The organism is Agreia sp. Leaf210, from assembly GCF_001421485.1.
GTDB lineage: Bacteria > Actinomycetota > Actinomycetes > Actinomycetales > Microbacteriaceae > Agreia.
Map to the genome: position 1 here is coordinate 293,995 of NZ_LMKK01000003.1, position 13,757 is coordinate 307,751.

Annotated in this window: 13 protein-coding genes; 6 read left to right on the top strand and 7 right to left on the bottom strand. The window is 66.8% G+C overall.

The features are described from left to right. The first annotated feature begins 8 nt into the window (after positions 1-8). The 3 genes from ASE64_RS11795 (at position 9) to ASE64_RS11805 (ending at position 3,949) form a co-directional block, all read left to right on the top strand. A complete protein-coding gene (locus ASE64_RS11795) occupies positions 9-1,448 on the top strand; it encodes a GuaB1 family IMP dehydrogenase-related protein (protein ID WP_055780636.1) in 1,440 nt (479 codons plus the stop codon). Positions 1,449-1,551: 103 nt separating this feature from the next. Beyond that, positions 1,552-2,919: a hemolysin family protein gene (locus ASE64_RS11800; RefSeq protein ID WP_055780639.1), complete on the top strand. Its 1,368-nt coding sequence runs from the start codon at positions 1,552-1,554 to the stop codon at positions 2,917-2,919. Beyond that, positions 2,912-3,949 (top strand): hemolysin family protein, encoded by a 1,038-nt coding sequence (locus ASE64_RS11805; RefSeq protein ID WP_055780642.1) that lies wholly within the window; start codon positions 2,912-2,914, stop codon positions 3,947-3,949. Before ASE64_RS11800 ends, ASE64_RS11805 begins: the two co-directional genes overlap by 8 nt. Positions 3,950-3,979: 30 nt before the next feature. Here the strand turns inward: ASE64_RS11805 and ASE64_RS11810 are convergent, their stop codons facing one another. Then, a complete protein-coding gene (locus ASE64_RS11810) occupies positions 3,980-5,065 on the bottom strand; it encodes an NADH:flavin oxidoreductase/NADH oxidase (protein WP_055780645.1) in 1,086 nt (361 codons plus the stop codon). A 20-nt stretch (positions 5,066-5,085) separates the two neighbouring features. Beyond that, entirely contained in the window at positions 5,086-5,721 is a 636-nt protein-coding gene (locus ASE64_RS11815) for an HAD family hydrolase (protein WP_055781943.1), read from the bottom strand. 54 nt (positions 5,722-5,775) lie between these two features. Here ASE64_RS11815 and ASE64_RS11820 point away from each other — a divergent pair, with 54 nt between their 5' ends. Then, positions 5,776-6,669, top strand: a complete 894-nt coding sequence (locus tag ASE64_RS11820) for an ADP-dependent NAD(P)H-hydrate dehydratase (protein ID WP_235480605.1) — start codon at positions 5,776-5,778, stop codon at positions 6,667-6,669. 37 nt (positions 6,670-6,706) lie between these two features. Here ASE64_RS11820 and ASE64_RS11825 read toward each other — a convergent pair whose 3' ends face one another. Next, positions 6,707-7,411, bottom strand: a complete 705-nt coding sequence (locus ASE64_RS11825) for a YceI family protein (protein ID WP_055780648.1) — start codon at positions 7,409-7,411, stop codon at positions 6,707-6,709. 124 nt (positions 7,412-7,535) lie between these two features. On the opposite strand from ASE64_RS11825, the gene ASE64_RS11830 reads away from it, so the two are divergent. After that, positions 7,536-8,810, top strand: coding sequence for a glycosyltransferase 87 family protein (locus ASE64_RS11830; RefSeq protein ID WP_055780651.1), 1,275 nt, complete (start codon positions 7,536-7,538; stop codon positions 8,808-8,810). Continuing rightward, positions 8,810-9,121 carry a thiamine-binding protein gene (locus tag ASE64_RS11835; RefSeq protein ID WP_055780654.1) on the top strand — a complete coding sequence of 104 codons (312 nt, stop codon included), beginning with the start codon at positions 8,810-8,812 and terminating at the stop codon, positions 9,119-9,121. Before ASE64_RS11830 ends, ASE64_RS11835 begins: the two co-directional genes overlap by 1 nt. Here ASE64_RS11835 and ASE64_RS11840 read toward each other — a convergent pair. From ASE64_RS11840 to metX, 4 genes are all read right to left on the bottom strand, one after another. Next, positions 9,111-9,800, bottom strand: a complete 690-nt coding sequence (locus ASE64_RS11840; RefSeq protein WP_055780657.1) for a response regulator transcription factor — start codon at positions 9,798-9,800, stop codon at positions 9,111-9,113. The genes ASE64_RS11835 and ASE64_RS11840 overlap by 11 nt on opposite strands. Before the next feature lie 18 nt (positions 9,801-9,818). After that, positions 9,819-11,093: a hypothetical protein gene (locus ASE64_RS11845; protein ID WP_055780660.1), complete on the bottom strand. Its 1,275-nt coding sequence runs from the start codon at positions 11,091-11,093 to the stop codon at positions 9,819-9,821. After that, positions 11,090-12,256, bottom strand: a complete 1,167-nt coding sequence (locus ASE64_RS11850) for a sensor histidine kinase (protein ID WP_055780663.1) — start codon at positions 12,254-12,256, stop codon at positions 11,090-11,092. Before ASE64_RS11850 ends, ASE64_RS11845 begins: the two co-directional genes overlap by 4 nt. 214 nt (positions 12,257-12,470) lie before the next feature. After that, a complete protein-coding gene (metX, locus tag ASE64_RS11855) occupies positions 12,471-13,676 on the bottom strand; it encodes a homoserine O-acetyltransferase MetX (RefSeq protein ID WP_055780666.1) in 1,206 nt (401 codons plus the stop codon). Positions 13,677-13,757: the final 81 nt, after the last annotated feature.

Here is a 13,757-nt window from a genome sequence, read left to right on the forward strand (position 1 = left end):
GTTGAGGTATGGAGTTTTATCACGCGACCGCGACCCACGACCTCACGTATTCAGACGTCTTCCTCGTGCCGTCACGGTCGCGGGTGACGAGCAGGCTCGACGTGTCTCTCGCGCCGAACGACGGCACGGGAGCGAGCATCCCGATCGTCAGCGCGAACATGAACTCGGTCACGGGCCCCCGGCTCTCCGCCACTCTGGCGCGACGCGGCGGGCTCGGTGTGCTGCCGCAGGACATGCATCTGCAGGACCTCGATGCGGCGATTCGCTGGGTGAAGGCGCAGCCCGTCGAATTCGACACCCCCTTCGATTTCGCCCCGGATGACACCGTCGAGGAGGCTCTGCGTCAGATTCCCGCGGTGGCCGGGCACGGAATCGTCATCCACGACTCCGCCGGGGTGTATCTCGGATGCATCGCTGCTGCCCGGCTCGCCTCGGCACTGCCCGACGCGCTCCTCGGAGATCTGCTGCACGGACCGCTCACCGCGCTGTCGGCCGACGACATCGACTCGCCCCGTGAGGCGTTCGATGCGATGGTCGAGGCCGAGCTCGAGTTCGCTCCCGTGATGAGGCACGGATCGGTCATCGGAACGCTCAGCCGCACCAGCGCGCTCCGCTCTACGCTCTACACACCGGCGGTCGACGCGCAGGGTCGGCTCCGGGTCGCCGCGGCGGTCGGAATCAACGGCGACGTCGCATCCAAGGCCCGGGCCCTGGCGGCGGCCGGCGTCGACGTGCTGGTGATCGACACGGCGCACGGACACCAGGAGGGCATGCTGCGCGCCATCGAGACGGTGGCGAACGAGAACCTCGGCCTCCCGATCGTGGCCGGCAACATCGTGACCGCCGATGCGGTGCGCGATCTCGTGTCTGCGGGTGCCACCATCCTCAAGGTCGGAGTCGGCCCGGGCGCCATGTGCACCACCCGCATGATGACGGCCGTCGGACGACCCCAGTTCTCTGCCGTGCTCGAGACGGCCGACGCGGCTCGTGAACTCGGCGCCCACGTCTGGGCCGACGGGGGAGTGCGCTACCCGCGCGACGTTGCCCTCGCTCTGGCCGCCGGGGCGTCGAGCGTGATGATCGGTTCATGGTTCGCGGGCACGATCGAGGCCCCCGGCGTCTTGAAGACGGATGCGACGGGTCGGCTCTACAAGGAGAGCTGGGGCATGGCGTCGACCAAGGCCGTGAAAGACCGCTTCGGACGTCTCGACGCTTACGAGCTCGCCCGCAAGACCCTGTTCGCCGAGGGGATCTCGTCGAGCAGCATCTACCTCGACCCGCTGCGCCCCTCTGTCGAGGATCTGCTCGACATGATCACGTCCGGAGTCCGCAGCTCGTTCACGTACGCGGGCGCCTCCGACGTGGCCGAGTTCCACGATCGCGCGCTGGTCGGCATTCAGTCGGCGGCGGGGTACGAAGAGGGCAAGGCGTTGCCCGTCAGCTGGTAGGAGCACGGCCGCTCTGGCGCCGGCTGCCGGTATACTGGCGAGACAATGGACGACCCTCCCTCAGCCCATCCATCCCTTCTTCTGAGCAGTTCCGGCGGCACTCATGCCTCTTGACTGGATCATGTTCGGCGTCGGTATCGTTCTCACGTTCGGTACCGGCATCTTCGTCGCCAGCGAGTTCGCGCTCGTCAATCTCGATCGGAACGATCTCGAGACGCGGCAGAATCGTGGTGCGACGGGCCTCGGCCCGACGATCGCGGCGCTGAAGATCACGTCGACGCATCTCTCGAGCGCTCAACTCGGCATCACGCTCACGACCCTGCTCACCGGGTACACCATGGAGCCGGCCATCTCGAATCTGCTTCGCGCCCCTCTGACCGGCGTCGGCATCCCCGAAGCGGTCGTGCCGGGCGTCTCCGCGACGATCGCGATCGTCTTCGCCACGCTGCTGTCGATGATCGTCGGCGAGCTCGTGCCGAAGAGTTTCGCGCTGGCCCTGCCGCTGCAGACCGCGAAGCTGGTGATTCCGGCTCAACGCCTCTTCACGATGGTGTTCAAGCCCGCCGTGAGTCTTCTCAACAACAGCGCGAACGGGTTGCTGCGAGCTATGGGCATCGAGCCGAAAGAAGAGCTGTCGGGCGCCCGCACCGCGGAGGAGCTCTCGTCGCTCGTGCGCCGATCTGCCATGCAGGGCAGCCTCGACGTCGACACGGCGACACTGCTCAACCGCACTCTGCTCTTCTCCGGACACACGGCGTCCGACGCCATGACGCCGAGGCCCCGCATCGCGAGCGTCAAGCGCACGGACAGCGCGGAAGACGTGATCACGCTCACCCGAACGACGGGACACAGCCGCTTCCCCGTGCTGGACGACGACATCGACGACATCGTCGGAGTCGTGCACGTCAAGCAGGCCGTCAGCGTTCCGCGCGACAGGAGGCACGACGTGCCGGCCGCGGCACTCGCTTCGAGCGTCATCCGCGTGCCCGAGACCATGAAGCTCGACTCGCTCCTCGGTGAGCTGCGCGGACGCGGCTACCAGATGGCGATCGTGGTCGACGAATACGGCGGAACGGCGGGTGTGGTCACACTCGAAGATCTGGTCGAAGAGCTCGTCGGCGAACTCGACGACGAGCACGACCGGTCACGCGCCGGAGTGGTCAAGACCCTGAACTCCGTGTCGTTCCCCGGAATGCTGCGACCCGATGAGCTCGCCGATCGCGCAGGAATCAGCGTTCCCGACGATGGTCCGTTCGAGACGGTGGCCGGTTACATGATGAGCGAACTCGGTCGGCTTCCCGTCGTCGGAGACACCGTCGAGTTGCCCACCGGTCAACTCGCGGTCGTGCGGCTCGACGGACGTCGTATCGATCGCATCCGCTTCACCCCGATCGCCACCGACGAGGCAGCGGCCCCCGTCGACGCGCTCATCACCGACGAATCGAATACGGAGGTGAACGACCGTGGCTGATTGGCTGGGTATCGTCTGGCTCGTTGTGCTTCTCCTGGCCAACGCCTTCTTCGTCGGCGCCGAGTTCGCCGTCATCTCGGCTCGTCGATCGCAGATCGAGCCCTTGGCGGAGCAGGGCAAGGCGAGCGCCAAGACCGCGCTCTGGGCCATGGAGCACGCGACTTTGATGCTGGCCATGTGTCAGCTCGGAATCACCGTGTGCTCGCTGCTGATCCTCAACGTCTCCGAGCCCGCGATCCATCACCTGCTCGAGATTCCTCTGGCGTTCACCGGCCTGCCGGAGGAGGTCATCGGCACGATCGCGTTCGTCATCGCGCTGCTCATCGTCTCGTTCCTGCACGTCGTCTTCGGCGAGATGGTTCCCAAGAACCTGTCATTCTCGCTTCCGGAGCGCGCCGTTCTGCTGCTCGCTCCGCCTCTCGTGTGGCTCGCCCGAATCTTCCGGTTCGCGATCGTCGCGCTCAACGCGACCGCCAATTCGATCCTGCGGTTGTTCGGTGTCGAGCCGAAAGACGAGGCGGCGAGTGCGTTCACGCTCGACGAGGTGTCGACCATCGTCTCGCAGTCCACTCGCGAGGGTGTGCTGAGCGACACGACGGGCGCTCTCAACGCGGCGTTCGAGTTCACCTCGAAGACGGTGAAAGACGTCGCTGTTCCACTCGAGTCGCTCGTGAGCCTCTCGGACCACGTGACCCCCGCCGAGATCGAGCACGCCGTGGCCAAACACGGTTTCTCTCGCTACATCGTGGTCGATGAGGAGGGGCGCCCCGACGGCTACCTGCACCTGAAAGACGTGATCGACATCGATGCAGACGAGGTCGACCTACCGGTGCCTGCCAAACGCATCAGGCAGCTCGTCTCGATCTACGAGGGAACGGAACTCGAAGACGCACTGGCCAGCATGCGCCGTACGAACGCGCACCTCGCGCGCACGTTCTCCGAGTCGGGTCGCACGACCGGCGTGCTCTTCCTCGAGGACATCATCGAGGAGCTGGTGGGCGAGGTCCAGGACGCGACTCGGCGGCTCTGACAATCGAGCCGCCGGGCGCGTGACGCGGTTCTAGGCGGGCCAGGCCGAGCGCTCGTACTGCGCGGGCCAGTAATCGACCGTCACGCCCAGCTCGTGGGCTGCTCTCAGGGCGAAGTGCGGGTCTCGGAGCATCTCGCGTCCGAGCATGACCGCGTCGGCGCGACCCTCGTCGACGATCTCGGCGGCCTGGGCCGCCGTCGTGATGAGACCCACGGCGCTGACCGGAACGTCGCCGTTCGCCGCGACGTACTCGGCGAGGGGAACCTGATAACCGGGCGACACCGGAATCGTGACGCCGGTCATGTTCCCGCCGCTCGAGATGTCGAACACGTCGGCGCCGCCGTCTTTCGCCCACGCTGCCACGGTGGCGGTCTGCTCTTCGTTCCAGCCGTCGTCCACCCAGTCCGTGGCAGAGAAGCGCACCAGGAGCGGAACGTCTTCGCCGACCGCGGCCCGGGTCTCGCCGACGATCCGGAGGAGCAGCCTGGCTCTGTTCTCGAGGCTTCCCCCGTATTCGTCCGTGCGCTCATTGCTGAGCGGCGAGAGGAACTGATGGATCAGGTAGCCGTGGGCCGCGTGGATCTCGAGCACGTCGAATCCGGCATCGATCGACCGGAGGGCCGCGGCGACGAAGTCGTCGACGACACCGTCGATCGCAGCGGTGTCCAGCTCGCCGGGCGTCGCGTAGCCGGGGAATGCGATAGGCGACGGCGCCACGGTCGGCCAACCGCCGGCGTCCATCGGAACCGTGCCGCGCTCGGGTGCCCAGGGCCGATACGTCGAGGCTTTACGGCCGGCGTGGGCCAACTGGATGCCCGTCGTCGCGCCCTGGCCGTGCAGGAAGTCGGTGATACGCCGGAACGCCTGCGTCTGCTCGTCGTTCCAGATTCCCAGGTCTTGCGGTGAGATGCGGCCCTCCGGACTCACCGCCGTCGCCTCGGTGATCACGAGGCCCGCACCGCCCTGGCCGAAGGATCCCAGGTGCACGAGATGCCAGTCGGTGGTCATGCCGTCGCAGGCCTCGGCGGAGTACTGGCACATGGGCGCGACCCAGATGCGGTTGCGGATGGTCACGCCCCGGATGCTGAGGGGACGGAAGAGGATGGATTCGCTCATGAGGGGTCTTTCGTGGGGTGTCAGGAGGCCGGAGTCGCGGATGCGGCTGTGTCGTCGAGGTAGGCGCGGAGAAGAGGTGCGGTCGTGAACACGTGACCGGCGATGCCGACGCTCGCCGCTCCCTCAATGTTGACGGCCTTGTTGTCGATGAAGATCATGTCGTGAGCCTCGACGCCGAGATCGCGCAGTACCTCGAGATAGATGCCCTCGTCCGGTTTCAGTCGGCCCATCTCCGCGCTGACGAAGACCCGCTCGAAGAGAGCGCCCATGGGCCCGTGACGGAAGTAGTCGCCGAAATCGAAGCCCGCGTTCGACAGGAGTGCGATGCGCGTGCCGCCGTCGCGAAGCGCGAGGAGGATGTCGTAGGTATCGGGATTGATGCTGAGCCAGCTCCGATAGTCGGCGATCCAGAGCTGCTGGATGCGCGACTCGCTGAATTCGACCCCGGCGTGCCGAGCGATCTCGAGCCAGTAGTCGCGGATGCTCAGGGTGCCGCGGTCGAGAGCGTCCCGATTGGCCCAGTACGGCGGCCAGAACTTCTCCTCCGGCACACGGGCGATCGACAGCAGCGCCTGGCGGTCGGCATCCGAGGGGGAGAAGGAGATGACCTCGCCGTAGTCGAAGACCACGACCTTGCCGGGGATGCTGATGGGCATGAAGCTCCGCACGTCGGAAGAGGGTGGGGGACTCATCCAATCTATCGTGGAGCTGTGAGCGACAAGACCGAACCCACCTCTGCATCTAAGACCGGCCTCGCGGCAGGATCGACCGAGTGGACCGCCGCCGACGCGGTGCCGTTAATGCGGGTCCCGCAACCCAGCGACGACAAGTATCGGCGCGGCGTTCTGGGGGTGCGGACGGGATCGGACATGTATCCGGGAGCTGCCGTGCTCGGCGTCGACGCCGCTGCGCGAACCGGCGTCGGGATGATCCGCTACCTGGGCCCCGAGGTGCCGACGGGCCTCGTGCTCCAACGGCGACCGGAGGTCGTGACCGCACCGGGCCGGGTGCAGGCATGGCTGCTCGGGTCCGGCATGGACGCCGAGAAGAGATCGGACGACGACACGGCGCTGCTTCGAAGCGCTCTTGGAGAAAACGTGCCCTGCGTGATCGACGCGGGTGCTCTCGACCTCGTGCTCACGGCCGGAGCCAGCACGATCATCACTCCGCACGCGGGCGAACTCGCGTCGCTCTGGGACCGTGTCGGCGTCACCGTCGAGCGGGCCGCCATCTCTGACGACCCCGAGCACTGGGCCGCAGCGACCGCGGAGCGTTTCGGCGTGGTCGTGCTCCTCAAGGGGGCGCGCACGATCATCGCCGGGCCGTCGACCGACACCATCAGCGTCACCGCGTCGTCGAGCTGGGCAGCGACCGCGGGCTCGGGCGACGTCCTCGGCGGCATTCTGGGGGCGTTGCTCGCGACCAACGCGACATTCCTCGCAGACGAGGGCACGGACATCCTGCTTGGGGTGGCGGCCACGGCAGCGTACCTTCACCAGGCGGCGGGTGCTCGGGCGTCGGGCGGAGGGCCCATCACGGCGCTGGACATCGCCGAGTCGGTCGGCGCGACGATCGCGGATCTGCTCGACCACGCCTCACGCTGACCTGGCGCCCACGTCGACCGCCGGGCGAGCGCGGGCGTCAGCGCGGCGAGACGGAGAGAGCGAAGTCGATCGAACCCTGATCGTTGACGCGCGCGAATCCGAGGTCGATGGGCGCGATGCCGTAGTCGCCGAATGACACGGGCACAGTGCCGGCGAGGGTCAGTCGACCATTCTGCAGAGTGGCGGTGAGCGACACGTCGACCGGTCGGCTCACGCCGTGAAGGGTGAGATCGCCCGATGCGGCGACGACCACCGGCGTGCCGCCGACCAGATCGTCGTTGAGCGGGATCGGAGTGGTCAGGGTGAACAACGCCGTGGGAAAGTCGTCTGCGTCGAGCGCCGGCCCCCTGAAATAGGCGTCGCGTGCGGCGTTGTCGGTGGTGATGCTCGCGACCTCCACCACGATCGTCGCGCCCGTGAGAACACTGTCGTCGACGATCGCCGACCCGGTCACGTGGTCGGTCGTGCCGGTGACGGTGAGAGCGGAACCATTCACGACCGCGTCGATCGTGTACCCCGCCTCGGAACCGTCTGCGACGGCCCAGTCGCCGGAGAGACCGGCGGGATCGTCGACGTCGACCTGGGGCGATGACTCGCGCACGGTGGGTATCACGCTCGGCACCACGGTTGTCGGACTCGCGGCTGCACTGCCGTACATGATGGGGCCGGCTACGGCAGCCATGGTCCCCAACGCGAGAACCGACGCCGAGACGCCGAGTGCGATGCTCGCAATTCTCTTCATGATCCGTCCGTGGTGTTTGGTGGGAGAAGGGCCAGACAATCAGGCGCAGGTGATCCTTGCCTGGGAGCCACCGGAGAGCAGCCTGTGATCGAGATCGCGCACGGCCGGTGGGGTGCGGCCTAGTATGGGCGACGTGCGGATGATGCTGGCGACGACGGTGCGGCGACCCGCGGTCCTGTGGGTGGCGTTCGTGCTCGTGCACGCGTGGCTGGGATTCGTCGGACTCACGCACCCGACGCTGCCGTGGGGGGATGTGACCCGGCAATACAGCACGTGGGTGCAGAACGCCCTTGCCGGAGACGTCGTGGGAGTGTCCGAGCCTTGGGTCTACCCGCTCGTCGCCCTGGTCCCCATGCTCGCGGCGATGGTGCTCGGTCCCGAGCTGTACGGGGTCGGCTGGTTGCTCGTCGTGGTCGTCACCAACGCCGTCGTGTTGTCCTATCTGCTTGCGCGCACGGGGCCGGGCGCCCGATTCGGCGCGCTGCGGATCACAGCCGCATGGTGGTGGATCGGTTTCATGCTGTTCCTGGGCCCGGTGGCCCTCGGCAGGATCGACGTGACCACGGTCGCCATCGCGATCATCGCTCTCCTGGTGGCTCAGCATCGGCCGGCCGTCGCCGGTGCGATGCTCGCTCTCGCGACCTGGATCAAGGTGTGGCCCGCGGTCCTCGTCGCCGCGATGGTCGTGGCAATCCGACGGCGGGCAAGCGCGGCGATCTCGTTCGTCGCGACCGGCGTCGTCATCGGGCTGGTCGTGCTCCTGGTCGGAAGCGGCGTGAACAGCCTCGGATTCATCTCGCAGCAGTCTTCTCGCGGACTGCAGATCGAGGCGCCGATCAGCACGGTGTGGATGTGGATCGCCTTCTTCGATCCGGCGGCCGCCTCGGTGAAGTACATCCAGTCGATCAACACCTTCCAGGTGCTCGGCTCGGGTGTCGACACCGCCAGCGCCGTCATGACCCCCCTCCTCGTCATCTCGTCAGCGGCTCTGCTGGCCCTGGGCGCTCTCGTCGCGCGAAGCGGGGCTCGGCCTGCTCATCTGCTCGCCCCGCTCAGCCTCGCCATCGTCGTCGGTCTTCTCGTCTTCAACAAGGTCGGCTCACCTCAGTTCGTGCTGTGGATCGCCGCCCCCGTGGTGCTGGGTATCGTCAGCCAGGGAAGACGGTTTCTGGCCCCCGCGGTGCTGGCCTTGGTGATCGCCGCCGTCACCCAGATCATCTACCCGTTCGGCTACGACGCCCTTCTGGTGCTGCAACCAGGGATGCTCCTCGTCTTGACTCTGCGCAATGCGGCGCTCGTCGTCTTATTCGCCATTTCCGTCCGCATGGTCTGGCGGTTGAGACGCCACCCCGTATCTTCTCGCCCTCGTCACGATCCACTGGAAAGGCAGTTCACCTGATGCTTGTCGCATTCTCTGTAGCACCCTCGGGAACCGGGCGCGAAGACGGGTCGGTGCATGACGCCGTCGCCGCGGCCGTGAAGGTCGTCCGCGATTCGGGGCTGCCGAATCAGACCGATTCGATGTTCACGACCATCGAGGGGGAGTGGGACGAGGTGTTCGCCGTCGTCAAGGAGGCGACCGAGGCCGTGGGACGTTTCGGCAGTCGGGTCTCGCTCGTCTTGAAGGCGGACATCCGTGACGGCTACGCCGGCGAACTGACAGCCAAGGTCGAACGGCTCGAAAGCGCACTCGACGAGATCACTCCGTGAGGTCGGTCTCCGAGGCCCTGTGGTAGTCGACCTGCACGAGCAGCCCGTCTTGAATCGCCCTCTTGCGCAGGGCGACCTTTGTTCCGACGTCGATGCCGGCCACCCGGTATTTCTCTCGGATGCGCTTGAGGTAGGACTTCGCGGTCTCCTCTGAGATCTCGAGCGCCTGGGCGACCTGCTTGACCGGCTCGCCGCCACCGTAGAGGGCCATGACCCGCCGTTCCTGCGCCGAGAGCTTGGGCGCACCGCCGACCTCGTCGGCAGACAGTGCGAGATCGAGCTCGCTCGAGATGAACGGCTTTCCCGCGTGCGCGGCACGGATGGCCTCGACGATCATCCCCGCCTCTTCGCTCTTGACGAGGTAGCCCAGGGCGCCGGCGGCGATCGCCTCGCGAATGACCGCAGGCTCGGAGTACGTGCTCATCAGCACGGTCTTGACTCCGGTGGTCTTGAGAGTGCGCAGCTTGACCGAGATCGGAAGCGAGTCCTTGAGGTCGAGATCGAGCAGCACCACGTCGACGGGGAACTCGGGGTGGGTCAGCAGGTCTGGCCACGTCGTGACGGCGGCCACCATGTCGATGTCGTCGGCCGCACCTCGTATCCACTCGGTCAACGCTCCGAGGAGCATGCGGTGGTCGTCGACGATCGCGAGTCTGATCTGTGCTGCGGAGTCTGTCACGGTTGTCCTCCCGGTCGCTTACGCTGCGACCTGCTGTGCCACGGTACGAACTGTCGTCACGATCGTGATACTGCCCCTCGTGACCATCTCAGAATGGTCGCCGACACGATCGAGCGCCGGCCATACGGCGGGGTCGATGCGCCGCTTGGGGACGCCGTCGACCGTGAGTGCGACCGGGAAGCTCATCATATCGGCAGCGTCGCCGTCTTCTTCGACGCTCTGTGGCCCCACCACGATCTGCAGGGTCGGTTGTACGCGCAGGGAGTCCGCCACCAGCAGCCACACGGCAGAGAGGAGTCCCTCGCGCTGGCTGGGATCGAGGAATCCGGCCAGACCGCGCGGATCCGTGAGGGTCACCACGGGACCGAGCACCTCCGACTCCTCGATCGCGTGATGCAGCCAGGTGTCGTGACGGCCCGCAACCAGGAGCAGGCGCAACTCCGTCGCGATCGACGAGGCCGCCCCCGCCACCTCCGGATCGAGGGGGAGATCGATCGTGCCTCGGGCGACACCATCGAGGATCTTTTCGGCGTCGAGGTCGAGACGCGCGAGTTCGTCGGATGCGCGCATGCCGAACGCGAAGCGGGGCGAGAGGAGCGCGCTCTCGACGACTGAGCGGTCGAGTTCCAGCTGCACGAGCGCACCGAAGCCCTGTACGACCAGCGCGCCGAGGAGCGGGGGCAGCAGCGCGATGGAGGCGATCTGTATAGACGGGCCGGGGGCGAATGAGCCGGAGAAGGCGCCGGAGACCAGCATGGCGACGATGATCACCGCGAACACCGCGTCCGCGACGAGCAGCTGTCGTGCCGGCCGCGATCCGACCAGGGCGAGTAGCGTCGCTCCCACTCCGAAGACGGTCGACGAGTGGAGGATGGGTTGGGAGGTGCCCAGATTCGCAATGGTCTCCAGAAGCAGAGCGAGCGCCATGAGCACCGTGGCCGACGCGAATGCGACGGCAGGAATGCGGCCGTGGAATCTGCGGGCGAGCAGGCACGACCCGACGAGGGCTACCGTGAGAAGGGTCCAGGCGACAACCCGGATCAGGGTGGACCCGTCTGCGGGGCGGGCGAGCGTCTCGACGAAGAACGAGAGCAGGCCCCTCAGGAAGAGGCACGAGCCGAGGACGATCGCCGCGATGCCCAGGTAGCCGTAGCCCAGCCGGGAATCCCTGGCGAGATCGTCGTGCAGAGCCGAAACGGCTCGGGGTCCGATACGCCGTGCGCGCACGAGTCGACTGAGGACGTTCGGATCCTCGCTGCGCTGCGGTTCATCTGGCGGCAGGGTTTCGGTCATGATTTCGGCACCTCCAGCACGACCGTGGTTCCTGAGCCCGGGGCGGAGAACAGTCGAGTGCGACCGCCCACCTCTCTGATCCGGGCGACCACCGACTCGGCGAGACCGAGCCTGGCCGAGTCGACCTGGTCCAGATCGAAACCCACACCCGTGTCGGTCACCATGGCCCGTACCGTCGTGTCGTCTTGGGTTATCGTGACCTCCGCATTGCTGACGCCCGAGTGTCGGCGCACATTCTCGAGGCACTCCGCAAGCGAGAGAAGGAAGGCGTCGAGCACGTCGCTGGGCAGCAGAAGACGCCCCGCGCCGTGCCACGAGACCGTCAGTCCCATGCGATCGAAGCGCTGCTTGACCGATTCGAGCGTGTGCCCGAGATCGCTCGTCTCCGTCGCTTCCAGCGTGTAGGCGCCCGACGACCGAGGCATCGGGGTTCCGCCGAGGCGGAGCTGTCTCAGGAGACGGGCATCTTCGGCTGCTTGCGCTCTCAGCGCGTCAGGACGCACGCCGACGCCCGAGTGCGCGAGCAGTGTGAGGGTGGCGAGAACAGTGTCGTGCAGGAGGCGCGCGCCCTGTCGGCGTTGCGCTTCGGTCTCTGTGGCTTGCCGTTCGGCGAGATGCGCTCGACCCAGGCGTGAGATGCGGTCGAGGGCGCGGGAGATGCTGACGGAGAGCCAGACGGTGACGCCGGTGAGGATCGACCAACCGACGACGACGGACAGCAGGCTCTCGAGCCAAGGCACAGCCCGCACGGTGGTCAGGACGGTCGTCACGACGACGAGTGCGGCGCCGGTGGCGACGGTGACGATCCGAGCGAGGGAATCGAGGTTGCAGATCACGAGGGAGGGCAGGGCCGCCGAACCGAGGAGGAGCGCGGCCGTGGAGGTCGAATCGGCGCTGCCTCCGAGGGCATCCAGGCTGAGAAGAAGGATCGTCGCGACGCCCGTCACGAGGATTGTCGCCGTCCAGGGCAGCGACCGCGTTCTTCCGACGACGGTGAAGCCGGTCGCCATGACGGCGAAAAGAGGGAGCGCCGCTGCGAGCACGTCGAGGTCGGCGGGAATGTCGAGCAGGAGCGTGATGAACGACGCGCCGACGAAGGAGAGGCCGACCAGGCGGGTCGTGCGGGCGAGGAACCGGCGTTGACCGCTTGTGCTCAGTGCCATGATCGACGCCGGGTGATTGCAGAAAACCGGCGTACTCTCACGACTGTCATGCTACTGGTCCTGTGCCCTGAAGTGGGGGGACATGCACATATTGTGTTGCAGATGGAGGGGGCGTAGCCTGAGTGAACTGCTTGGGGGGAACCGCCGGGAGTGTCGTTGGCAAGGCGACGCTCCCGGCTTTTTGTGTTTCTCGGCATACGCGCGGTCGCCGGGGTCAGGCATCCAGTAAGCGCGTGAGGTGTCGACCGACCGCCTCGTTCTCGATCAGAAAACCGTCGTGCCCGAACGGCGAAGAGAGAACGACCGCTTCGGTGCCGTCGATGTTTCCGGGAACATGCCGCGCGATCTCGAACTGATCCTCGATGGGGAAGAGCCGGTCGCTGTCGATGCCGATGACGACCGTGGGGATCGTCACATTCGCGAGAGCGTTGGCCAGCCCGCCGCGCCCGCGACCCACATCGTGCGAGTTCATCGCCTGCACCAGCGTCACGTAGGAGTTGGCGTCGAAGCGACGCGTGAACTTGTTGCCGTGAAAGTCGAGATACGACTCCACGGCGAATCTGCCGTCGCTGCCGAGTGGGCTGATGCCCGACTGCCAGCTCCTCTGGAACCGATCGTTCAGCTCGGAGGGGCTGCGGTAGTTGAGAAGCGCCATACGTCGAGCCAGTGCGAGGCCGCGATGGGGCCCCTCTCCATCCGCCGCGTCGTAGTAGGCGCCGCCAGCGAATCGGGGATCGATGTGGATCGCCTCGACCTGAACGGAGTTGAGCGCGACCTGGTCGGCGTTCGAGCGTGCCGGCGCTGCGATCACCGCCAGCCGATCGATGCGCTCGGGGTGGGCAACGCCCCACTCGATCGCGTGCATCCCTCCCATGGAACCTCCGACGACCGCGGCCCAGCGATCGATCCCGATCGCGTCGGAGAACGCGAGCTGCGCACGCACCTGGTCGGAGATGGTCGTGTACGGAAAGGACGCGCCCCATTCGATTCCGTCGGGACCGAGCGATGCCGGTCCGGTGCTTCCCTGGCAGCCTCCCAGCATGTTGGGGCTGACGACGAACCACCTGTTCGTGTCGATCGCCAGACCCGGCCCGACGATGCCGCTCCACCAGCCGTCGGTCGGATGCCCGGGTGCGGCGTGTCCGACGAGGTGGCTGTCACCCGTCAGGGCGTGCAGAACGAGAACCGCGTTGTCGCGCTCGGGCGAGAGCGTGCCGAGCGTCTCGTACGCGATGCGGACATCCGGGATGCTCGTTCCGATCTCGAAGTCGAACGAACCGATTGACACGAACGTGCGACTGCCGATCGGGTCGCCGTCGCGCCAGGCGCCGGATGCGGGCGGCTTGCCGAGGATCGACCTGATCTGTGCGTCGGTGACGAAGCCGCTCGGGACGGTGTCTTCGGGTGTCTGCCAGTCCATATCACTTCATTCTGGCGTGCAGCGAGCGTCCCGGCCCGAATGTTACGTCGGGCCGGGACGCCGGCGGGAGCGGACGAGCGA